Origin of the sequence: Shewanella sp. POL2 (genome assembly GCF_000282755.1) — a bacterium.
In the GTDB taxonomy this organism is placed as follows: Bacteria; Pseudomonadota; Gammaproteobacteria; order Enterobacterales; family Shewanellaceae; genus Shewanella; species Shewanella xiamenensis.
In genome coordinates, this window is sequence record NZ_AKZL01000014.1 from 45,120 (window position 1) to 68,163 (window position 23,044).

24 protein-coding genes and 1 pseudogene are annotated in these 23,044 nt (G+C 46.2%); 8 read left to right on the forward strand and 17 right to left on the reverse strand.

Features of this window, described 5'->3' with window-relative positions; all coding sequences use genetic code 11:
* Window positions 1-21 precede the first annotated feature (21 nt).
* The 6 genes from SHEWPOL2_RS05565 (at window position 22) to SHEWPOL2_RS05590 (ending at window position 4,311) form a co-directional block, all read left to right on the forward strand.
* A complete protein-coding gene (locus tag SHEWPOL2_RS05565) occupies window positions 22-597 on the forward strand; it encodes a hypothetical protein (RefSeq protein ID WP_011711565.1) in 576 nt (191 codons plus the stop codon).
* 72 nt (window positions 598-669) lie between these two features.
* A complete protein-coding gene (locus SHEWPOL2_RS05570) occupies window positions 670-1,197 on the forward strand; it encodes a single-stranded DNA-binding protein (RefSeq protein WP_011711566.1) in 528 nt (175 codons plus the stop codon).
* A gap of 257 nt (window positions 1,198-1,454) precedes the next feature.
* Window positions 1,455-2,933: a hypothetical protein gene (locus tag SHEWPOL2_RS05575; protein WP_037426888.1), complete on the forward strand. Its 1,479-nt coding sequence runs from the start codon at window positions 1,455-1,457 to the stop codon at window positions 2,931-2,933.
* A 203-nt stretch (window positions 2,934-3,136) separates the two neighbouring features.
* Window positions 3,137-3,424 carry a hypothetical protein gene (locus SHEWPOL2_RS05580; RefSeq protein WP_011711568.1) on the forward strand — a complete coding sequence of 96 codons (288 nt, stop codon included), beginning with the start codon at window positions 3,137-3,139 and terminating at the stop codon, window positions 3,422-3,424.
* A 152-nt stretch (window positions 3,425-3,576) separates the two neighbouring features.
* Window positions 3,577-3,981, forward strand: a complete 405-nt coding sequence (locus SHEWPOL2_RS05585; RefSeq protein ID WP_037426890.1) for a hypothetical protein — start codon at window positions 3,577-3,579, stop codon at window positions 3,979-3,981.
* A 78-nt stretch (window positions 3,982-4,059) separates the two neighbouring features.
* Window positions 4,060-4,311, forward strand: coding sequence for a hypothetical protein (locus SHEWPOL2_RS05590; RefSeq protein ID WP_011711570.1), 252 nt, complete (start codon window positions 4,060-4,062; stop codon window positions 4,309-4,311).
* Window positions 4,312-5,177: 866 nt separating this feature from the next.
* Here the strand turns inward: SHEWPOL2_RS05590 and SHEWPOL2_RS05600 are convergent.
* On the reverse strand, window positions 5,178-6,320 hold the full coding sequence (locus SHEWPOL2_RS05600; protein WP_037426893.1) for an RNA-guided endonuclease TnpB family protein: 1,143 nt from the start codon (window positions 6,318-6,320) through the stop codon (window positions 5,178-5,180).
* Window positions 6,321-6,407: 87 nt separating this feature from the next.
* Here SHEWPOL2_RS05600 and SHEWPOL2_RS05605 point away from each other — a divergent pair, with 87 nt between their 5' ends.
* On the forward strand, window positions 6,408-7,331 hold the full coding sequence (locus SHEWPOL2_RS05605; RefSeq protein ID WP_037426896.1) for an IS5 family transposase: 924 nt from the start codon (window positions 6,408-6,410) through the stop codon (window positions 7,329-7,331).
* A 56-nt stretch (window positions 7,332-7,387) separates the two neighbouring features.
* On the opposite strand, the pseudogene SHEWPOL2_RS05610 reads toward SHEWPOL2_RS05605, so the two are convergent.
* Window positions 7,388-8,158 (reverse strand): annotated as a pseudogene (locus SHEWPOL2_RS05610) (IS5 family transposase); the annotation flags it as partial.
* Between the two features lie 579 nt (window positions 8,159-8,737).
* Here SHEWPOL2_RS05610 and SHEWPOL2_RS05615 point away from each other — a divergent pair.
* Window positions 8,738-9,619, forward strand: a complete 882-nt coding sequence (locus SHEWPOL2_RS05615) for a DUF4238 domain-containing protein (RefSeq protein ID WP_037426901.1) — start codon at window positions 8,738-8,740, stop codon at window positions 9,617-9,619.
* Window positions 9,620-9,864: 245 nt separating this feature from the next.
* Here the strand turns inward: SHEWPOL2_RS05615 and SHEWPOL2_RS05620 are convergent, their stop codons facing one another.
* The 15 genes from SHEWPOL2_RS05620 to SHEWPOL2_RS05690 all read right to left on the reverse strand — a co-directional run bounded on the left by SHEWPOL2_RS05620 (window position 9,865) and on the right by SHEWPOL2_RS05690 (window position 23,038).
* Window positions 9,865-10,476, reverse strand: coding sequence for a mobile mystery protein B (locus tag SHEWPOL2_RS05620; protein ID WP_011711581.1), 612 nt, complete (start codon window positions 10,474-10,476; stop codon window positions 9,865-9,867).
* Window positions 10,473-10,961: a mobile mystery protein A gene (locus tag SHEWPOL2_RS05625; protein WP_011711582.1), complete on the reverse strand. Its 489-nt coding sequence runs from the start codon at window positions 10,959-10,961 to the stop codon at window positions 10,473-10,475. The genes SHEWPOL2_RS05620 and SHEWPOL2_RS05625 overlap by 4 nt, the downstream gene beginning before the upstream one ends.
* A 407-nt stretch (window positions 10,962-11,368) precedes the next feature.
* The gene (locus tag SHEWPOL2_RS05630) at window positions 11,369-11,638 is read right to left on the reverse strand and encodes a hypothetical protein (RefSeq protein ID WP_037426904.1); all 270 of its coding nucleotides are present in this window, start codon (window positions 11,636-11,638) and stop codon (window positions 11,369-11,371) included.
* A 19-nt stretch (window positions 11,639-11,657) separates the two neighbouring features.
* Entirely contained in the window at window positions 11,658-11,960 is a 303-nt protein-coding gene (locus tag SHEWPOL2_RS05635; protein ID WP_011711591.1) for a hypothetical protein, read from the reverse strand.
* Between the two features lie 9 nt (window positions 11,961-11,969).
* The gene (locus SHEWPOL2_RS05640; protein ID WP_037426906.1) at window positions 11,970-12,233 is read right to left on the reverse strand and encodes a hypothetical protein; all 264 of its coding nucleotides are present in this window, start codon (window positions 12,231-12,233) and stop codon (window positions 11,970-11,972) included.
* A gap of 6 nt (window positions 12,234-12,239) precedes the next feature.
* Window positions 12,240-12,782: a hypothetical protein gene (locus tag SHEWPOL2_RS05645; RefSeq protein ID WP_011711593.1), complete on the reverse strand. Its 543-nt coding sequence runs from the start codon at window positions 12,780-12,782 to the stop codon at window positions 12,240-12,242.
* A gap of 3 nt (window positions 12,783-12,785) precedes the next feature.
* Window positions 12,786-14,144, reverse strand: coding sequence for a TraB/VirB10 family protein (locus SHEWPOL2_RS05650; protein WP_011711594.1), 1,359 nt, complete (start codon window positions 14,142-14,144; stop codon window positions 12,786-12,788).
* A gap of 1 nt (window position 14,145) precedes the next feature.
* Entirely contained in the window at window positions 14,146-15,405 is a 1,260-nt protein-coding gene (locus SHEWPOL2_RS05655; RefSeq protein WP_239642741.1) for a type-F conjugative transfer system secretin TraK, read from the reverse strand.
* A 5-nt stretch (window positions 15,406-15,410) separates the two neighbouring features.
* Complete coding sequence (locus tag SHEWPOL2_RS05660; protein ID WP_011711596.1) at window positions 15,411-16,067, reverse strand: TraE/TraK family type IV conjugative transfer system protein; 657 nt, start codon at window positions 16,065-16,067, stop codon at window positions 15,411-15,413.
* A gap of 9 nt (window positions 16,068-16,076) precedes the next feature.
* Complete coding sequence (locus SHEWPOL2_RS05665) at window positions 16,077-16,361, reverse strand: type IV conjugative transfer system protein TraL (protein WP_011711597.1); 285 nt, start codon at window positions 16,359-16,361, stop codon at window positions 16,077-16,079.
* A 71-nt stretch (window positions 16,362-16,432) separates the two neighbouring features.
* A complete protein-coding gene (locus SHEWPOL2_RS05670) occupies window positions 16,433-16,831 on the reverse strand; it encodes a hypothetical protein (RefSeq protein ID WP_083848304.1) in 399 nt (132 codons plus the stop codon).
* Window positions 16,832-16,945: 114 nt separating this feature from the next.
* Window positions 16,946-17,581 (reverse strand): DUF4400 domain-containing protein, encoded by a 636-nt coding sequence (locus tag SHEWPOL2_RS05675; RefSeq protein WP_037426913.1) that lies wholly within the window; start codon window positions 17,579-17,581, stop codon window positions 16,946-16,948.
* A gap of 12 nt (window positions 17,582-17,593) precedes the next feature.
* Entirely contained in the window at window positions 17,594-19,468 is a 1,875-nt protein-coding gene (gene traD, locus SHEWPOL2_RS05680) for a conjugative transfer system coupling protein TraD (protein WP_037426915.1), read from the reverse strand.
* On the reverse strand, window positions 19,461-22,319 hold the full coding sequence (gene mobH, locus SHEWPOL2_RS05685; protein ID WP_037426917.1) for a MobH family relaxase: 2,859 nt from the start codon (window positions 22,317-22,319) through the stop codon (window positions 19,461-19,463). Before mobH ends, traD begins: the two co-directional genes overlap by 8 nt.
* Window positions 22,319-23,038, reverse strand: a complete 720-nt coding sequence (locus SHEWPOL2_RS05690) for a hypothetical protein (RefSeq protein ID WP_011711602.1) — start codon at window positions 23,036-23,038, stop codon at window positions 22,319-22,321. Before SHEWPOL2_RS05690 ends, mobH begins: the two co-directional genes overlap by 1 nt.
* Between the last annotated feature and the right edge of the window lie 6 nt (window positions 23,039-23,044).

A 23,044-nucleotide genomic window follows, 5' to 3' on the forward strand; every position in this document is an offset into this window, starting at 1 on the left:
TTCCCCGATTGCGAGGCATTCATGAAAGTATCCAGTTCTAGCCAGTTAACCGATTTACTGTCTTCCGTTTGGCCCAATAACGAAGTTAACGCCTTACAAGGTCTGCTTTCATTGTTTGACACGTTAATTAATCACGGCGCCAGAGTATGCGAGCAGCCAACGCCGGATATTACTCCCGCTCAAAAGACGTTGTTTGTTCAGGCTGTCTATTCAGAGTTATCGAGCGGTAATCTCGACCCCATTGGAAAAGCAATTAGTTTTTATGGTGCCGATGCAGGGTTTACTCACGACAATCAGGATTTCCGCTTGTGTATCCATGCCGGTGATCGTCAGCCATTAACTGTGAAATCGTATTCATCATTGCAGTCCGGTTCGGGGCTGGATGTACAGGGTTATCTGTTACAGCTGGCTAACGGTTGTCAAAGCAACATCGTAAACGACCCATTTCATTCTCTCTGGATACGACTAGAAGATCCGAGTCGTAGCAAGCTAATTGCCGCATACGTGCAGATTACTCTGCTAATGAAAGCGATTTCTAAGCGAGTAGGTAGGGCGGTATCACCGTTTTGTGTGGAACTGGTGGCAATAAATATTTAAATATACAAAATTTGTGTGATTATGAGTTTGCGTTTTAATGTGCTCGTTAATTACTTCTTTGGAGAGAGCAAAATGGGTTCAGTTAATAAAGTTATCATTGTTGGCAATATCGGTCAGGAAATTGATTTTAAGACACTTCCTAGCGGTACAAGCGTAGCAAATTTCAGTGTGGCCACGAGTGACACTTGGAAAGACCAACAGGGTGTTCAGCAAGAGGTGACCGATTGGCACAAGATTGTTGTTTGGGGCAAGCTGGCTGAGATTATCAATCAATACGGTGGAAAAGGCCGTCAGGTCTACATCGAAGGCAAGCAAAAGACTCGCAAATATAAAGATGCCAATGGCCAAGAACGCTACACAACAGAAGTTGTCGTGGACTTTGATGGTCAAGTACAGCTTTTAGGTGGTTCACCAAAGGATAATGCAGGCCAAAGCTCTGGTTATCAGCAAAACGCACCACAGCAGCAAGGTTACCAGCAAAACGCACCGCTGCTGCATGGATACCAGCAAAATGCACCGCAGCAAGGCGGTTATCAGGCGCAACCACAGGGCGGTCACCAACAAAATACTCAGCAACAGGCTTATAACTACCACCGTTAACCTTTAGGGTTTGTTGAACTAGCCGCCTTCGGGCGGCTTTTGTTCTGTCCACAGGGGCTCATAAAGCCTGCGGCGCCGTGCCTTTAACTGGCCGATCCCAATAAGTCGGAGCCAAAAGGTTTTCGAATATGGGTTTAATGGCTTCGGGAGAAAGGAAAGCGAATTTATGCTTGCTTGAAAGAAATCGATGTTATCCGCAAACATTAATCTTAAATTATTCTATAGTGCTATATAAGGATGTTTCTCTGAAATACAAGATGTTATCATTGGCCATCACAGTCTCTCTTGCTGGCCCAATCCACGCAAGTGAGTTACCGATGTTGTTGGACAGACCCGCTGACTCTATTCCATTGGATAGGTCTATAGAGACAAAGCTCAAGCAAGCAGGGGGTTCTCCTTCGATTATTGCAAAGGCGGTAGCGTTGTCAGCGGCTAACATCAATATAAACGCTGATGCTGAGAACGCAGAGATTAACTGCAAGCCATATCCTCGTGGTAAATACTCTCAAACACTGGTTCAGGATTGCACCACTGTACCTGTTGATCTCTCCAAGACCGTAGCAGATGTGATTTTCTTTTATCACCCTCGTTGGATGGAGCAAATGCCATCGAAGGGGCAGGCATTTAAAGCAATCAGAGAAGAAATAGCTACAACAAATAGGGTGTTAGCTCAAAATACTCCTGCACAGCTCAAACTGGTAGCATTTGAAGAGCCGACGTTTGCTGGCTATCGAGATTTCGAAGTGGCTTTATATGGCGGGGAAGAAAAATACCAAGAATTACTCGCTGTGGGTTTGGATGAAGTGCCAAACAGCTTCGATGCCTATAACAATCGTTCATCTAGCTACACCTACCAAGGTGAAAAGTGGACTAAGTATTATTATGGCGCTGAAGGGATGTTAAATCTGTCGTGGAACTATTTACCATTTTATTTAAGTGGGCGAATGGGTATTGAGACTCTGCCAGAAGATACCAAGATGCTGTTAGATTACAGCCCAGACATTGAAATTTATGGTCGTTTAGCCGAGCCTGAATACAGTGATTTCGAAAAAACACTCTGTGGCTCAGCTGGATTTAACGCTGCACAGCTTACGTCCCATGGTGTAAATACCTGCCCGAACACCGTTGTGCATGAAATAGGGCATGTGTACTTGGCCGATCATGACCTAGCGCACCGCAATACCGATAATATCGCTAAATTTAAACGTGCTACTGATTCCCCTTGTGATGGCGGTTATACGGTAATGACTTGGCAATCATCTCCGGACACCAAACTGTATTATTCATCCCCTGAAGTGATTGTAAATGGTAGTGTTTGTGGCGATGAAAGCCTGAGTTTTGTTGTGTCTCGTAACGGCGATTTATCAAAGTCAGCGTCGGTGAAAGTGTTCATTGATAACGCGGTAACACTGCTGGATTCAGATTTTATTGATGTGAAGTTTGCCGCCGGTGAAAGCACTAAATCTGTTGTAGTAAGCATCATAGACAATGCCTCAACCGCTGAAAACAGTAGTTTAGTGGCGGAACTTGTTACCCCAAGACTATTGAAGGTGACGGGCAGTACGATGGCGATCACTATCAACAATGACGATGTACTACCTGTGGTGACTCCGCCGACTACCTCGACTACTCCAACCACCCCAACAACACCAGAGCCGGAATCATCTAGTGGTGGCGGGTCATTAGGGTATATCAGTCTCGTTTTCCTCGCCTTAGCTAGACGATTACGAAAATAACCCAGCGCTTCAAAGACAGCTCCCATTGGAGCGGTTTTTTTGTGCGTAATTTACAGTCATATTTGATGACCAGAAATATTTAAGTGATAGGTTAACAGAGTAAGCAGTATCGAGCCTGGGAACCCCAAATTTTTGCGTGAATTTCCCGATATGAGTTAATGAGCATGAGTCAAATGGCTCAATAATTCTGAGAGGGAAGGGTAGTGGATATACTGAATATTGCTGACATCAATGTGGCTGAATACGTTGAATACGATACGCCAGATCAAACGCCTGTCTGGGCATGGATTGAAGACAACGCGACGTATACGCATCGCAAGAACCATGACGCGGATAACTGCGGCATTTGGGAGTTTGTTGTGAATACCTGCTGCATTACCGATGAAGATTGTGATGTATCAATCGAAGATGTGCCGCAAGAAATCAGGGGGGCGGTCCGAGAGGCCATTGATAATGGCGCAGCCTATATTCTGTTTCATCAAGGCACCTAAGCAGCTGCCTAAGATGTAATTTAGCCCCCTGATAGATTTGGTTCTATCGGGGGATTTTGTGTTAAATTGCTGATGAAACAGAGGAAAGCAAATGTTGTATTAAGCATATCCAAGCGTTATTCACAAAATCTGTGGATAAAAGGAAGCCTATAATGAAAGTGAGATTTTTGTGTGCAGTAGCTCTTGCGAGTTCACTCAGTGCCTATGCCGCAGACGGTGGAATAGATCTGAAAAAATCTTTTACCCAATTGGATTGCTCTGAGACTAAACCCGTTGGTAAACAGCTCGGCTATCAGTCTGATTTTGATGATGGCAGTCGCTCAAGATTGTTCTATCCCTTCGTGAAGGCTTTTGGTGGTGTTCATCGTGAGTTTAGTTTGCTGAGCGGGTACAACGATGACCGCTCTCAAACTGCCGATTACTTTTATACACAGATAGGGACATCACGCGTCAGGTATTTTGAAACTACGGCCAATTTTAATTCTGAGTACGGGGCTAACAAAGTACCGCTATACTGCTTCGAGATAGAACGCGCTTATATTTTTCCAAAAGTCTAATCCACCAGATCTGAAATTTGCCAGAAATTCAATCATTGGTAGCCTATTCACAGTAACTAACCCAATGAGGAAAAATAGATGGAAACTCAATCAGTAGACCCAAGAGAAGCGTTTGTTAAAGAAATCACTGGTGAGTCAGATGTTGCTAACTGCTCTTCTTCAGACTACGAAAGGATAGAGGATGCGTTTATTGATGGCGCAAGCGAAATGGGGAAATACCTTGAACAATGTGAAGCACTTCGAGCGGCAGGCTTTACTGAGCTGGCTGACAGCCTAGTCACGTTAGACAATCATCGCCAAGCCTTCGATTGGGCGCGTGAAAACCTCTAATGCCTTTGAGCATCCCTTCTAATTAATACCCGCTTAGTGCGGTTTTTTTATTGCCATTAAGCATGATAAAAGGCGCTTAATCGCGCCCTTATTCTGAATAATCCAGCAGTGTAATAGAGGCTTATTCTTCTTGTAGACAATGCTCACAAGCATTACAGCTAAAACAGTATCGGCAACCGCATCCTGCGCCACCTTCGCTCACTCCGCAATCACAGCAATTGAAGAGAGAACTACAGTCCCACTTGCCGGATTGATTAAGGCATTGAGTGCTGTCACCTTCGCTCTTTGTTACTGGCCCTAGGATATTCATCGTCATCTTGTACGCTCCTGCTTTGAGTTTCTAGCAGCTTCTCTCACAGATTCCAAACGACACAAATTTCTAGGGAATCTCTCAAACGGGGACTGATGTTGTTCTGATGGCTCAAGTACGACAGCTCCGGGACGCGCTTTACCCCAGGCTGACAACTCTGTTAGGCGATTACATGGGAATTGTGATTTTGGCCAATGCCCGGATAGACATGAAGCGATGTTGAGATGTGTGTTAAGCACTGACATTGATACGAGTATTTTAGTCCGGGACATCTCCTGCTCCGGGACATGATTTCCCTAGGCTGACAACTCAGTAAGGCGTTAACGTGTTTTGAGTGGGGACGCGGCGATTAGTTTAAGTAGGGGAGGGCTAAATTCAATCTTTGATTCGGTGGAATCACGCTAAAAATATTAAAGTTAACCCTTTACATTCAGGTTGTTAGGTGTGATTTAGCTTGGTGCAAATTTGTAGGAATTTGAATGGAAGATGTGACTTCTCACCGCCCTATCGGACGATGCTTCTTATTTCGTTAGCCGTTGCTCGATAGTATCGAGACTTACGCAGCTTCCATAAGCAGAGACGACCGTCCAGCCGCCTTTAATTCCAGAATGCCTTTATCTCGGATATTTAGGGCGGCGTTTAAGTCGCGATCAATATCTGTAGTGCCGCAAGATGGGCAGTTCCACTGACGAACCGATAAGGGCATATCATCCATTTTATGACCGCAACAATGGCAAGTCTTAGAGCTGGCGTACCACTGATCGAGCTTTATTAGATGCTTGCCTTGCTCTTTCAGTTTGTATTCCAACTTAACGACAAAGCTATGCCATGAGGCATCCGCTATATGTTTCGCCAGTTTGCGGTTTTTCATCATGTTTGCCGATTTCAATGTCTCAACTATCACTGCTTGGTTTTCGTCAACGAGAGTTCGAGAGAGTTTGTGTTGAAAATCGGCACGAGCATTAGCTACTTTTTCATGGCATTTAGCAACTCGCAGTCGAGCTTTCGCACGATTGGCACTGCCTTTTGCTTTTCTGGATAGCTGACGCTGCTTACGTCTGAGATTCTTCTCAGCACGTTTTACAAATCTTGGGTTGGCTGTCTTTCTGCCGTTTGACTCAATGGCAAAATGAGAAAGACCCAGATCAATACCTGTCACTTTGTTCACAGTATGAATTGGGCTAGGAGCGTCCACAGCATCATCCGCAAGGATTGATGCGTAGAACTTACCTGTTTTACTCATGCTCACGGTGATGCTTTTAACTGTACCCACAATCTCACGGTGAATATTCGCCTCTACTGGCTTCATTTTCGGTAGTTTGATTGCGCCATCGAGTACCTTTACGCCTACACAATGGTAACTCGATTGTTTTCCATGTCTGCGTTTGAATTGTGGATATTTGGCTTTCAACTTTGGATTAAAGAAGTTATCAAAGGCTTGGTGAAGATTAATCACCGATTGCTGCAAAGCAATTGAATCATATTGCTTCAACCAATGATATTTTCGTGATTTCTTTGCAACCGAAAGCAGTGGCTTTATATCCTTTTTTGGACTCAATGTGACACCATGTTTGCGGTACATGTAAGACTTTAAATGTAGAGCTTTGTTATACGCAAAGCGCACAGCCCCAAACTGAGCAATTAAAAACTCAGCTTGTTCTGGCGTTGGATAAATGCGTACTTTCGTTGCTCTTAACATTTCAGTGGGCTTTGTTTCCTAAATCAGTTGAACTAAAACAGTAGACGTTGATCTGATCGGCATTGCCCATCAATTCACTCATCACCCGTGCCAAAACCTTGCTATAAAACAACCAACTGGAAGCAATACAATCAAGCCTTAATCAATCGTGGCTCGCTTACCTTCTGGATTGACGAGGATGCTATCGCCCAGTGGGAAGCCAAGGTCGAGCAACCACGGAAAGGTCGCCCACACGTATTTAGCGACTTAGCCATTACCACCGCGCTGATGGTTAAACGTGTTTTCTCTATGCCGCTACGAGCGTTACAAGGTTTTATCAACTCAGTGTTTAAACTGGCTGATATTCCGCTTTCGTGCCCACATTACACTTGCATCAGCAAACGAGCGAAAACCGTCAAGATTGCTTTTAAAACCAAGACTCGTGGCACCATTGAGCACTTGGCTATCGACTCGACAGGCCTGAAGGTTTATGGCGAAGGCGAGTGGAAAGTGAAGAAACATGGTACAGATGGCAAGCGCCGTGTGTGGCGTAAACTACATATTGCCGTCGATACACATAGCCATGAAATTATTGCCGCAGAACTCAGTTTATCAGGTGTAACAGACGCTGAAGTGATGCCCAATTTACTTAAGCAAACCCATCGAAAAATCCGTAATATCTCGGGTGATGGTGCTTACGACACGAAAGCTTGTCACGATGCGGTTCGTAGAAAACGCGCTTTAGTGCTCATTCCACCGAGGGAAAGAGCCGCACTCTGGGAACAGGGACATCCGCGTAACTTAGCGGTCAGTTGGCAACAGCTTTATGGTTCAAATAAGCAGTGGAAAAAACGGTATGGTTATCATCGCCGCTCAATCTCAGAAACCGCAATGTACAGGATAAAACAACTGCTAGGAGGCACGTTGAGCATGCGGAATTATAACGCTCAGGTGGGAGAAGCTTACGCGATGATTAGGGCTTTGAACAAACTCACTGGGCTAGGTATGCCTGAAACCCACTATATAGCTTGATTTTTAAACGATTATGAGGGGCTTTATTCGCTGAATCGATTTAGGAAACAAAGCCAGATGGAGCGGCGGTGATAGCCATAGCGCTGCTTCCATTTTTTATTTGTACCATAAAGCTTCTGAAAGCTCACCGCGAGATTACGCGGATGCCCTTGCTCCCAGTATGCCGCGCCTTCACGTGGCGGGATTAAGGTAAATGCCCGTTTACGCCGGAGCGCTTCGTGGCACTCACGCGTGTCATAGGCACCATCACCTGAAATGGTGTGGATTCTACGCTGAGTTTGTTTGAGTAAATTGGGTAACACTTCAGCATCCGTGACATTGGATAAACTGAGCTCCGCCGCGATAATCTCGTGTGAATGAGTATCAACGGCGATATGCAGTTTGCGCCAAACACGGCGTTTACCGTCTGTACCATGCTTCTTCACTTTCCATTCCCCTTCGCCATAGACTTTAAGTCCCGTAGCATCAATCGCTAAGTGAGCAATAGCACCACGCGTTTTGGTTTTGAAGGAAATGTTGACGGTCTTCGCACGTTTGCTGATACAAGTGTAATGCGGGCAGACAAGTGGCACCTGAGCCAGCTGAAATACTGAATTAATAAAGCCTTGTAACGCTCGCAGAGGCATGGCGAAAATGCGCTTAACCATAAGCGCGGTGGTGATGGACAGATCACTAAACAACCGTGGACGACCTTTCTTACCTTGCTCTGCTTTAGCTTGCCAACTGGCGATGGCCTCTTCATCAATCCAAAAGGTAAGTGAACCTCGGTTGATTAAGGCTTGGTTGTATTGTTTCCAGTTGGTCGTTTGGTAGAAGGGTTTAGGCACAATAGTTGGGTGAGTCAGTAAATGATGCCGATCTGATCATCGGCATCAAAATTAGTTCAACCGATTTTGGAAACAAAGCCATTATGAATCACAATCGTTTCAGTCAGCAGAAAAAATCATGAAGTATTTAAAACGTAAGTAAAACTAACAATCAACTTAATCGAGACAGATAAAGCTTTCTCGGTTCCTCTTCGCTGCGGCTTCTCCTTCACTACAAAGCCGCGCTTGTTTTCTGCGTTATCCCTAGAAATTCTTATCCGAAACTGACGAGTTAGAGTTAAGGCTTTAACTCGGAAAATGTCCATCTTTGAGTCAGCGAGATCTTCGCTGACTCAGTTATGCCCCTTAATGGTTTAGAGTAGAAGCTCATACACATTCTGTTAATGAACTTTTGCCCTACAAAAAGTTATCCAAACTCAGCACGTTCAGAAATTATGGACTCACAGTGCACCCTAACTTTTTAACACCCTCACTAAGTTATTGATTTTCTGTTGAAGACTTAAACGAAAGGCCGCATTATATCTATGCAAAAGAGCGGCTTAGCGCGGTATAGAAAGTGTTATATGTATGAGGTAAGTTTTGAGTTCAATTAATCATCACTATGTCCCACAATTGTATTTACGAGGCTTTATTGCTGAGTCTGGTCGTATTCAAGTATTTGATAAACAGTTGGAATCATTCAAGAAAGATAAGCAAACACCTCGAACAATATTATTCGAAAAACATAGGAATACAATCACACATCGAGGTGTGCAAACTGATGCACTAGAAAAGCTCTACGGGACAATTGAAGCACCATTGGGGCAATTTTTTGATTTAGTTCGCAAGGGCCTGTTGGCGAAAGAACTAATATCCAAAGAAGGCATTTATCTTCTAAAGATATTTGTAGCGTTTCAATTTTGGCGAATGCCTTTGTTAGATCCCTTTGTAGAGCAGTACATTAAAACTCTAGACTTAACACGGTTTGGAGACAGAATTACACTGAATGGAGTCAATATTGGCGATTGTGATCAAATCAAAAACGCATTAGAAAATGACTCAGGGTTCAGACATTACTTTCGTAGCTTTATGCTGCCTCTATTAACGTTTGATTTTAAGGTACATGATAGTGACTATGAATCATGGAAAGTCCATCATGTTTCGCCAGAATACGGAGGTTGGAACAACTTTTTAACGGGAGATAACCCGCTACTCTTTGACGATTTGACTCAGATGTTTGCATTTAAGTCTAAGTTTATTATGCCTTTATCTAATAATCAGTTGATCACCTTTTCGCCAGTTCAAAATCACGCTATGAACCTAGACCCGCTTTTTACAACTTACTTAGCAATGGCTACATATAATCAGTGTCATCGATATGTTGTAGGTACTAATAAAGACTATATTGAGCAAATAAAGTTATGTTTGGGTTCGGAGGTGGAACCTTCAGATTTGAGGGCGGAGTTATTTACATACATATAATGATTGAGCAGTGCAATAAAATTTGGTCGTGGAAATAACCGATTTACCACACCTGAAGTTATTCATTAATTGCTGATATTCGATTTTACGAAACTAATTGTTGTCCCAAAGTTACTTAGAATTGCCGTTGTGGTGTTGGGGGTTGTTTTGGTGAGCTTGCTCTCTGTACAAAGAAAAGAGGCTGACGTTCCAGCCTGTTTTAACTATCCACACTGTAATTGTATATTTAGCTCTTAACGCTTGGTTTAAGTCACATTCCCTTTCGCCTGAAGATATTGAATTAAAGGCGCATAATCGCCGGCATCAGCTTGGCGTAAGCTCGCAATGTACTCACCCCGCTCTTGGCTTTGTTTATCCAAATCTGTATTGGACCAAACTAAAGGCTTTTGTTTGAGTAGTACCATTCGTATGTAGTCCGTCATCACTCGCGAGTGACGTCCGTTGCCGTTAGGAAAAGGGTGAATTTTAACTAACCTGTGCTGTATCCGAGCCGAGAGTTCTAGGCTGTCATAGTGTTCAAACTCAATCCAGCATTTGATGTCTTCCAGTAAGTTGTATAAATCTGGCCGGATATTCAGCGGATCGACACCAATGTTCAACTCTCGGTGACGGTAGCTGCCGGCCCATTCCCACACATCACCAAGCAAACGTTGATGCAACTCTTCCACAAACGCCATAGAAAGAATGTCATCCATGCTGGTTTTAGGCGTCGTGGATAACCAACTCAACCCTTGTAGTATGTTGGCATTTTCAAGCTCATTAAGCTCTTCGCGAGTCGTGATGTGATCAAATTTCAGCCCGGCAACATCATCGGCATTTAGTTGGGTTGCACCCTCTGGTTCAACAAACAGACTCATTGGTATTTCTCCTGCAAACTGACTTTCCACAAATCTCGGGTGCTGCCCGTTTTAATTTCATTGGCTAATTGAACCAGCGCTTGCTGTTGTTGCTCTGAGGTTAACTGCTGTGCTTCTAAAAACATCGATTGGTGGCTCATGGCCAAACGCTGCTTGGCCAACTCCATAGCGCGCGCTTCTATCATGTCATCAATCGACTGACGCGGAACAATCGCATAAACCAGTTCGGCATCGAGCCCGGTCGCCAGTTGTTTAAGTTGTTTGAGTGTGATGGTTTCATCAGCTTCTTTACGCTCCAATATGGAGACCTGATTACGAGAGAGATTAAGACGTTCACCTAATTGCGCGCCCGACATCCCCAAGGCCTCACGGATACTGCGCACCCAACCATTTTTCGGCGGTTTAGGCACAGATAAACCGAGTAAAGCGCTGATTTTTGCTTTGACTTGCTTGAGTGCAACGGCATAGACACCGGATTTTTTCATAATTTTGTATCTCAAATTAAATACACTACAGAGATAATGGTATCTAATTTCGCATACATTATAAAGATTGTTGTATCTATTTTTTAATACGCGGCAAGGGGGAGTGTATCGATTATAAAATACATTACTTATTTGGCTATCTGTTTACTGGACAATGGTCGTGTCAAATTCATCTTGGAAGTGCAAACGTCTTCGGCAGCGCTAGAATGGGAAGTGAACGGTTTAGGTTGATTTAGAATGGGGATTGTTTCGGGAAAGTACACAATCCAGACTTTTGCTCTGAATGATTTCTGTCCAAACAGCGCCTGAGAGACGCTGGCTTAGGTAGGGACGTAAACGTTTTAGAAATGGCGCGTACTCTGATCGTTGTCATTTAAGTATGAAACTTTAATACTCAGTATGAGGAACTATATTCTACTCACGCAGCTGAGCACTAAATGAATGAAGCTAAGTGACGGCAGAGCCCCACGGCTTTCCGCGTCGTCACGCACTGACATGACGATCTCCACTGGCGCTTTCCAGAAAATGATTTCGCCGTCCTCTTCCTGCATCGCACATGTCGCGCCGGTTGGCCAATCGATGTCAGTTATTAACGCTGATAAAGCCTTGGTTGTCCCGGTGATCCCAGGCATAAACAAAGGCTGGTCAAGTTGAATAAAAGATGTTGCTACGTCCATGATTTCCTTGCTGATAACGTCAAATAGGTGTTGAGCTAACCCGTATTGGGTGATGTTGATAGGATTTAGCCAGTAAGCGGCTAATGCCCTTGGCCAGTTTTATTTCCCCTAAGCCCATAGCCTGCCAATAAAGGCAGTCAAGCGCCCCTAAGCAAAGCGCGATTATATAGATCTCTTGTGACCGCTCAATGGCACGAGTTAACTCTGATTTGCTCTCGCTAAAGTGCCGACGTAAATGAACACGGATGGGACGCTGTTGGCGTAAGCCCATAACATTTTCGTCATCGCCGGTGATTTTTTTGGCTGCTTTCTTACTGGCCATACATCCTGCCTAACTGTGCTTTTGGGTGAGCAGTGACAATATGGTGCGCCTGATTGATTCAGTCTCACCAAATGTCGTTGGAATTGGGCAACGCAGAAGGGACTGCGCTGCCTCGGGGTGTTGCTGGATATTATCTGCGTTAATCTCAAATATGTTGATGGCTAATCGCAGTGAGTGTGGGAGCTCACCCAGATTGTGAGTCTCAATAATCTGGGCTAGCTGGTTTTGTTCACTAGCTGCCAACAACGCTTGAGCGATTTCCATGTCAGCCATAAACAATTAATTCCCTGCCATCTGAAGCAGCTGCTGTGGCGATGGCGGTACTTTGCCTTCGTCTTGGTATTCGCTACGAATTTGCTTAATGCGGAGCAACACCTCTGCTCTTGGGATGTCCATTTTGAACTCTTCAGGAATGCGCAGCGTCATACTGCTATCTATGACGAGGTATCCCATGTCAAAGTAGAGCTGTCCCAGTTCTTGAGCCGCCGAGCTTAAATCCGCTTGGTTAACCGATTCCTTTGACCATTGCTGAAACATCTCACCTAAATCTGCTACTACGATTTTGGATTGAGTATTGGTTTGTTCGGCGCTTACACCCGTGCCAAAGAAGCTCATGCCAAATTTCATCACGCCAAATAGCAGCACTAGGCCTGCCATCACCATGATCATTTTGACGGGGGACAAGCCCTGCGGAGCCGCGGGTGTCGCTGGCGTTGGCTCAGCGACGGATTGTGCAACCTCAGCGGGAGCGGCTTGCTCTGGCTCAGCCAGAGCGCCGATAGTCGGTTCCAATTTTTCAGAATTTACGTTTTCGGTTGTCATTGCTTAACCCTTATATTTGAGACTAACACCGCGTTGAACAATGAGGTCAACACCTTCAATGCCGCCGTGCATTTCCAGATACGGCCTGGCTTCGTCGGCTAACTGCAGGTAGAAGTCAGCAATCTTATCGAATGCGGTACTTGAGCCACCAGCAAGTGAGCTGGTCGCCGTGTTTTTGAAATAGGTGCCGTCATAAACCACATCACCAGACACTCGATTGGTCGCGGCTTGTGTGAGGGTTTGGGCGCCAGTGCCATAGATGCCTGCCCAGAAGGATTGCTTCACCACTTCACCGTAGAGTGTTACTAACTTGGCTGGGATACCGCTATGACCGTCTTGACCTTGCACTGCGGCAATGAACGGCTGTTCAATCGCACGACCTCTCTGGTCGATACAGCTGATACTCTCAGCGCGGATTTCGACACGACGGGTACTGGCACTACCACGGGCCGCGCCAATCACTGTGCAACCCACTAGATCGATAGTGAAACCGTTAGGCATCACCCCAACGTCTACGATTTTTAATAACACTGGAGCTGGGTTTGATTGCGCCGATGAACTGGTAGGTACATGTTGACCCGTAAGCAAGACGGTTGGTATTACTGTGCCAGCTGACAACCATGTCTCAGGCTCTTTTTCAGTTTTCTTGATAGAACCTGTGTTCTCTTGAGAAATCGCTTGTTTTGCTTTGGCTGCGACTTGGTTTTTGGCTGTTGACGCATTACCAACATTTGCTTCATCACCTGTGGCAGCGGCCTTACCTAAACTCACGTCACCACGGTTCATGGTTAAAGTCTTTGACGCTGGCGGGGTCATGGCGACATTCGACTTAAGGCTTGCCATTGGGTCTAGGCTAAACTCGGTACTTGGCAATGAAGGTGCTTGCTGGGCGATATTTTCTGGTCGAGCTCCTTTCGCGCTCACACTGTCTCGAGCTGTTGCGGCATTTTTGCTTTGTTGTTCAACCAGCATTTGCATTTGATGCGCGATGGTCTCGAGGCGTTTTTGTGATTCAAGCTGAGACATTTGCAGGGTATCGACCTGTTGCTGAATTCGCTTTTCACTAGCTTTTTGCTCGGTGTACTGTGCATCAATCGCTTTTTCACGCTCTTGAATTTTCTTTCGCATAGCTATGAGCTGGCCGGAAGTCTGGGTGGACTCCAAGCGCTCGCTCCCCATGGTACTCATAAACATAGGCTTCGCTCTGGCTGGGATTGAGCTGACAGGGGTTTTCGGCGCTGAAGGGAAAATGGCTTCAGCCACAAGATAAGCAGGTATTGCCAATATCACGATTAACGCGATAGTGCGCTGATTCGATGGAAGCGCAAGCCACTTGGTTTTTAAATCCTGTAACGCTTGCATGTTAACCTCCTACACGACTACGACGTGGAACTTTCATTTGGCGCTCGAAGTAGCTGCGGTCACGCAGAATGTACACTTCGGTGCTTTCCCTTGGGCCTAATGTCGCTTTATCTAACACACCAACGGCCATCACATCTTCACGACGAGGCCCCATGCAGGCCTCGTCGCGGAATGAACGTAAGCCATTGACATCGTTTCTGACCTCCATGATGTCAACGACCAATTTGGAGCCAATTAAGCGTTGTTTCACTTCATGGTAAAGGGGGAGCATTTGGCGAATATCGCACGGGTAACGCACTTCCGCCGGAATGGTGTCACCTTCAAGCAGTTCGTAACCTGCCGGAACTTCGGCTTTAGCCACAACTTCCAGTAATGTCATTACATCGTCAACATGGCTGTCAGCGACGGGTTGGTTATTAGTAATACGCTCACGCTCTGCTTGTTTTGCCGATTCCAGCTCCTTAGCTTCGTTCTCGCTGTAGATAGACACGGCTTGCAAAGCTGCATTGCGTTGACTCGCGTTATAGCTAACGGTTAACTCCACGAGCACTGGCGGGACGTTTAATGGCACCAAGTAGAGTGATACTGCGGTCTCTGGTGCGCCATCTTCTTCAACTATCAAGTCAATCGCGCCAGCGTTAACGCCAGGTGTGACGTACACAAAACCTTGCTCACCGTAAACCAGCGCCGCATCACTCGGTACTGACGTGGTTATTTTGGCGTTTTTGAAAGAGGTCGCGATTCGGTTAGTGGTTGACAGCGAAATTGGCAATGTCGTTGTGCCACCGGCTTTCAATGCAATCACTTGATGACTTTTGTACTGCTTGCGTAAGTAGTCCATTGAGTCATCACGACGGCTAATGACTTCTCCGGCATTGGCAGGGGAGATCGCCGTCGGATTAACAGGGCTCGCGCCGCCGTAAGTGGGGACTTGTTGATGATCTGCTTGTTGCATCGGTTGCTGCGATGGCGGCTGGGTCACTGGCTGTTGATAGAGCACTTGTTCATTGGGCGAAACCGATAATGCAGTTTGGGTACCAATTTCTTTGCTCGTATCGATGGACAGAGGTTGATTCGCATAAGGGCTGTTTAATTCAGCCTGTAGCTTTTCTTCTGCTTGATTGAAATCAGTACCCAAAACAGGTACTCGTTGCGGATTCACCGATTCAGTCGGTAACGAATAAATGTCATCGTCAGCCGCAAAAGCAGGAGCGATCATTAATGAAAGAAGGATTGCAGTTGAAAGGGGTCTTTTATTCATAGGTCTCACCGTGACTCGATTTTAATCACACTGTCTTTATCCAAGGCCGTTGTTGCGTTTTTACCTTGGAGAATTTCACGCTCACGTTGAGCAGGGTTAACAGCAGCTGGATATTGTTGAATATCCAGAATCATGGGATTGCCGTTTCGGATCCCGATTTTTAATTCAAAGGTGTACGCAGTAGTATCAGCTGCGCCTGTTTTTAATGAGATTGTGGTTTGTTCACCCACAACCCATACGTAATCTGTGACAGATGAATAAATCGCGTCAGACGGGACAAACTTCTGACTAACACCCCTAAGCGCCATTTCTTCGATAGCTGCGGCCATCGTCGCTTCCGCTTCATCGGGGTTAAGTTCTAACGGGATCATCTTGGTCACCCTGTCGATGACGAACTTAGCATTCTTGGGGGTGATGTTGCCGATAATGGTTGCAATCATCAGGCCCCATTGGATTTTGAATTCTTGAGTCACGCTATTGCCGTTCATGACAATCGGCTCTTTAAAGTCGTTTGGCATGACAATGACTTCGGTCTGCTTGGTCATCACCATGAACAGCAAAAGTACCACGCTAATGCTTAGTGCCAGATTAGAACGACCTATGTTTTTGTTAGAGATATTGAGATTGTCGTAACTCTCTTTAATCTTCGATTTCCAAAGCATGTTGACCTCTTACTTAATTAATCGACGAATGGCTGGTGACATGAGGGTTTCCGGCCCTTTGGAAATCCACAAACCGTTTACCCATAACAGATGCTTTAATACGCCACGCCCAAACTTTTTAAACAGTGTTTCTACTACGGCCATGCTGGTAATTGCCGCGATAATGCCTAAGTTGATGTGACCTGATGCAAGACCAAAAACCATCACAATCACCGCCAGCTTGATTGAGTCCCAGTGGATAGTTCCAACTTTGATAGCGCCGTTACAACGCTTAGGAAATCTCGCTTCACTCATGTCTCACCCCTTGAAAAAAAAGGGTGCATATAAGATTGCACCCTTCCTTGATACCGCAAAAATTGTCGCTATTAGTGAACTAGGCCAGCTTTCAGCGCTTCTACGGTTACAGTTAAACTGCCGTCGATAGTTGTAGGCGCGTTAGCCAGTACCAGAATTATGACTACAGATGCTAAGAAACCAATTAGGTTTGGTTTAATCATTGAGAATGCGATAGTGCCTAAAATTGACAAACCCATGATTGCCTTAGCAGGCGCACCCGTCATTAAACCCTTTACCTCGTCCCACATTTGGTCGAAGAATGTGTGTAGGGTCGCGCCAGATGCTGATACCGCACTTGCTTCTCCAGCAAACAGCAATGAGCAAGCTACCGCGACAACGATAAGTGCGAAAAACGCTCTTACGGCAACAGGGGCTTCTTTAAACTGCTGGATCAGTCCTTTCTTTTCGGTTTTAGCGCTTTGGTTCATTGTGGATCTCCGTTAAATGTGACGGTCAAATTTTAACTGTTTGCTTGTTACTGTCAACACGTTATTTGTAGGGCGCGTGCTATCTATATTAAAGATGACACACGGAAGAGGGGGTTACATGTTCTTCGCGCTGTTAGCCAAGGTGGTTTTCAACAACCAACCGATAATGACTGCGGCGAATAGTGGAAATAGCGGGAATATCTCATTGGAGATTAACGCAGGGGTAATGCAGTAAAGCTCTAACAGAATTGCGACCAATATCCCTGACCAGAGCGCTACCCTGAAGTAACCCGTCGAAGGCGCCGTAAACTCATGCTGCTTAATTTTCCGCTGCATCAATCCGTCAACCGCTGACGCGGCTATCAAACCAATGGCCATCCAGAACCAGAAAATCAGCAGGGATACTCTCAGTAAACACTGATACCAAATGGTTTTGATGTTTTGAGCAATCCGTGTAAGCGGTGTACGCCACAACTGGTCCCCCTTTAAGCCAGTGTCTTGGTGATACTGGTCGATGAACGCGGCTAAACCAGATTCCACCATCGTCGCTTCGTACCAACCCTTCGCCCTGAACACCACAACCTTTGTCGCCTCAGTGCTAATGGCCTTTTCGATATTTGAGATTTCCTTTCGTAACATCTCGTTATGCTCTTGGGGCTGCATGAAAATCAGTACATAAATACTGATTAATGCCCCAGCCGCTAAAATCAACCTGCCGTGCAGGGTCTTACTCTCAACTACATCGTCCATAATCAACACTCACTACAGTAAAATCGGAATACGACATTGATAGGTCTTACCGTTGGCCAGACGTGCGACGTACTGCAACTTAGGTAATTCCGACATCAATGAAAGAGGGTACGCTGGCTTGTCAGCTTCCATAATCCGCTCACCCACCGAGCCCGAGAAGTTATGGAGCTTACTGGTCGAATCGGTGTTAGAGCTTAACTGCCATTGCTTTGACTTAATTGGATACTCCGGGAGTAGCGCCGCAAATCGCTCCCTGGTGATATCATCTCGAGCTCGCAGACAGAACCAGTTAGCGGTTAAAGACAGGACCCGGCTCGCTACTGCTTCACCGGCTTTATCAATCAAATCGGGAACACCCTGCGTAGATAGGTGCAATTCAAAGCCTGCACCACGACCCATCGCTGCTAAGTTAATTAGGCCGTCGGAGAGTGCAGAGTGGATTTCGTCACCAAACACCGACACACGCACCCCTTTTCCGCCTTCGTAGTTGTAACGTGAAGCAGCTGCCGCGCAGGTATCCTCCATAATGAGTTTCGATGTAGCTGCTGAAATTGCAGGATTACCCGATGAATCGGTGGCGATGTACAACACGCCGCCCGTATCAATGAATTTCTTGATGTCGATAATAGGACGCTCGTCTTCCGTATCATTCGGGTCAGGGCTTAACATCTTGTCCAGCGGCGCAGCGGTTAACTGGGTTAACATCGGCTTGGTGGTCGCTAACATCTTACTTTGGTGAGATTGGTCGTGCGTTAAGAAACCAATAAAACTCGATACCGCGTCTTCACCTTTGTCGTCAGGGATTAACACCTGTTGGTAGCGCATGATTAAACCCTGTAGCAAACTGCCGCGGCCTTCCTCGGCAATTTGGGTCGCCATGTTCGCGTACCAATCTGGCCCGTAATGCATAGTCATAATCTTGCTTAAGGCTGCTAGGGCTAATTCGCTTTTGCGGTTTAGCATGTAATCAGCGACCATCTTGATTGATGGTCGCTTACCGATAAAACGTAATGCTTCAGCCGTGACGTAGAATGAGTCCCAGGCATAGGAGCGAAAACCCTCAGAGCTTCCTGAACCTTTTTCTAGGACGTTAGCTAAGCGCGATGCAATCTCGGTCGTCACTGTAAAGTTCACCAGTGGGTCGATACGCACCGACTGACTTGGCTCAGCAATGTTGAAGTAATAAAACGGGACGCCTAAACGCTTCGCTTCTGCGCGTAATCTGTTCTTCCAGTTTGGATCGTTCTTAGGGTCTAACACTAATACAGAGTTACCACGGTAAAGGGCGCCAACACTGTTAAGCGTTAACATCGTTGTTTTACCCGCACCTGGTAATCCGGTGTAGAAACTGTGAGACCAGAATAGCGACGCATCCAGCCACAAATCCTGCTCGTCACCACACCCCTGAATCCACGGCCGACCTTCTAATTTCTCGGTATCTGCTTCGACTTTCTTCAGTGCTCTTCGCACTGCCCAAGGCAAGAAACCCTTAGCGTGTTCTGGGCGTTTACCCACCAGCTGATAAGCTCGGTTTGCTTCGGTGATCGTCCACTCAAAGCCGCGACCAAAGAAGGCCTTATCCCTCTGGGTTTTGCTCAGCGCCCACAAAGCGCTAGATTCAACGAAGTATTGATAGTTGTAGACCAACTTAACCTGCCGACGGATTTGCGGTAAGGCTTCTTTTAAACGCTTAACAGACATACCAGCTGTGGCCGCAATAACTGAAACTGCAACCAGCGATACATCGTGTCCACTCACCCCGTGGTATACCCACGAGCCTGCCGTGAACAAGGAAGCTCCAGCCCAAGCATAACTGGATTTAATTTCATATATCGGCCTATACATGTTTTCCATGAACAAGCCGTTGGTCTCGATGCTTTTACTCATGCTCTATTCCTACTGTCTCAAATACCATCCATGCAACTTGGTTGCTGTCAGTCGCAATTGAGGCGTTGTCGCCTGCTGTGCGCTTGAGGCTAGTCGCCTCTTTTTTGGCTAACCCAGCTTCTTGCTCGTAAGTGGTTAACGCGAAACTTTGGATTCGGATCACCCCTGAGAGGCGGTCAATGCCGGACTTGCCTGCGCGAGCCATCGCCCAAGCAATGAACACTTGCAACTCTGGCGGGTACTTGCTCTTTTCCTTCGGAGATTTATTACCAGTGGCGTCTTTTAGTTGTGAAAGTGTCGATATCTGCGGAGCAGGAGGGGGAGCGCTCGCAGTCGTGGGAACGGGCTCTACGGTGGTTTCGATGGCCACTTCAGCGACGGGTACGGATATTTCCGTGTCAGTAGTTAACATCGATAGTTCTTCTGGCGTAAACCATGACAGCTCATTCTCCGGCATGGCCAAGGACATCTCTTGGGCGTACTCAGATAATGGTGGAAGTTCGTCAGTCATTAACGAAGATAAATCTTGCTCCTGGTCTTCAGCAATCAAGCTATCTACCGCGTCATCAATGAACGACGGTTCTAAATCAAACTGACCACTTAATTCAGGTGATACTTCGTTAGGCGTTAACTGTGATAAATCTTGCTCCGCGACTTCTGTCATCGTGCCATCAATCACATCATTGATAGATGACTCCTGCGTGGGCAGGTTATTCGACTCTGTAATGACCTCGGTGGTTAGGGCTTTATTCTTTTGCTTTCTAGCTTTGCGTTCATCTGCTTTAGCTTGAAGCTCAGTCAGCATGTCACCCACTGGCTTGGCCAGAACGTCGGTTAGCTTCAGCTGGTAGAACTTTTGTTTGTTAACGACATGAATAACTTTACGCGGCGCTTTAGGGTCTGGAACCAGTAACTTGTTATCGATCAAATCCGTCAGCACGGCACCCTCGTCAAAACCAAGCCCTCTCATTTGCTGGTCGATTTCTTCGAATAGACTGGCATTCAATGTCAGCACTTCACCATCCAGCTTTGCTCGATGTAGTGTGTTGTTAGCCGTTAACAGGCATTCGATTACCAGATCAATACAGGTCTTTTCCTTCGACACTTCTACAGGCATTTCTTGAGCTATTGGCTCAGTTATCTCTACTGCCGCCTCCGCTGGCTCATTGACTATCGGAGTGTCATTCATGTTCTTAAACACGATACCCTTGGTGTCTGGCGCCGGAGCTCTGGTATTGGATTGTTCTGGCTCTACCTGAGTTTCGACTTGCGATTTCTCTGGCGCTGGCTCACTTGGCGTTGTTGCTGGTGCTGGTGCCGGAGTGTTGGTGCTCGCTCGAGCTGATTGCTTATTCGGTTTCTTTGTCTGAGCCTTACTTTGATTTGTTTGCGACCCATTCTGCTGTACCGGTGCTACCGCAGGAGTAGGGGTTGGCGCAGGAGCGGGTTGGGTTGGTGCAGCCGTGTTGTTAGCCGGAGTTTGCGGGTCTGGCTCACGGGTATCTGTCAGGGTGATTAGCCCCGTATCGGCGTAATGGATTAACAGCGAATCGTCACGGGTTAATGAGATTTTTCCATGAATGCCGCGTTGCGGAATATCCTCGCCATAAACGATGCCTGCCCATTTTGGCTTAACGACTTTGATTGGCCCTGCCGTCCATTCTGGATTCGTAACAGGGTGCAAGTGGCCACTGGTGTAATCCTCAAACAGCGGTTCAAATAGCTGACGCTCTACCAGCATCTCAAGCATTTTTCCGACTTGCATTGGGACGTTAAAGCCATCTTCCTTGAGCGATGACATCACCTTGTTGAAACTTGCTGGGTAAGACACGTACACATCTTCGGCGCCCAGGCACCAAATATCGGCTTTCTCTTCGTTTACCTTCCAGCCGCGACGCATCATTTGTAAGCGCTTAATAAACGCTGCTTCCAGTGGCATCTTGCGAGCACCGGTTAATCTGTCCCATTGCCACATCATGTCTTTGTGGACGGAACGCGCTTCGCCTTTTTTTAGACTGTCTCGCAGTGAGTTATTAACTTCGATACTGCCTGATAAGGTTTCATAGATGGCGACCTGAAGGTCATCTTGAGTGCCAAACAAATACTGCTTAGCTGCCTTGGTCAGTACCGTGTTGAGCATGGATGATGCAAGCCCAATGTGCTTGCCGTGACGGTCTGCATAGTTCCACGTCACTTGATAACGGGATACTTGGTTGCGCCCTGACCAATCATAGATATTTTCGAGTTGTGGGTTCCAGACTGAATCATCGGCCTGCACGGTCATATCATGCAGCGCTTTACCGATGTCATGCACTAACCCGATTACCCACGCCGCATATTGCCAACGGATTTTCTTTCCGTGCAATTCGTCGGTAAATTTGGTCTCTCTAATATCAACCGACGCCATGTGACGCAGGGAGAACAGAGCCACCTCAAGACTGTGACGTGCTAAACCACCAACAGCTGCGTGATGATGGTTTTCTGAGGCTGGGAGTAAGTGAGCGTAAGAAAGGAAATTCGCTACCACATCCCTAACCAATGTCTGTGCGTTATAGACTTGATTGTATTCAGATAGGTTGGCAGGATTGAACGTGTCACGGTGAATATCAGTCAAACCCAGTTCACGAATCGACATATCGATTAGGTCATTATTGGATTTAATGATTCTCGCTTGATTCACGACTGCTACACCGTCAGCTACGGGAGGGTAGAAAGTCTCTACCAACTCTTCGCTGACCGCTTTAGTTTCAATCCCACCAAAAGCCATCCGTACCGCATTCTTATCTGGGGTTTTGCCATCCAGTAAGAAGGATCGAACAGCCAAACTAACTAGCTTGGCTATTTTCTTCATTATGCGTTCACTACCAGGTTTCCGGAATCCTGCTCAATTTCTTCAGCCCCTGAGTCGTCATTAGCTGACTGGTCATCTGGATTGTTGCGGGTGATGGTTTGCATGATTTTGTTGTAAGCGTCTAACGAATAAATTCCGCCCTTACGGTCAGCTGAATCTGTAGCTACAGTTCTCATGCGACCAAAGAAACGAGTCATGGTGTTCATCGCAATGCCGCGACTATTGTTGCTGACTGACTCAGAAATCACGCCAGCTAACCAGAGGTTTTCAATAGCTGCGATAGATTCATCAATCTGGGAAATTACGTCGATTACACGCCAGTAGATTGGGTGCTCGATTTGGAACGTCACTCTGAACGATTCTGGTGTCACCACGTCAAAATCGGCATTGTTGCCAAGCGAGGTAGACAACTCATTGTTGTGGATTGTGTTGAGAAGGGTGCTGCGACGAACAGCTTCTTCTTGCTCAGCTACAAACCACGCATCTAAACGGTCACGGATTTCTTTGTTGTTAGACGTCAACACAAATAGACCAGCGATACGGGCAATGCTGTATTTGATATTCTGCTGACGAGCATCATTGCTAAACAGCTGCTGGATGGCGCTGCTCTTGAAATCCATTTCCTTCAGAATGAATTTACGCTGCTGAACTTGACGAACTGCAGATGGTTTCTGAGTACGCTTTGATGCAACTTGTGGGTTCTCGTTGGTCTGACTCATATAATC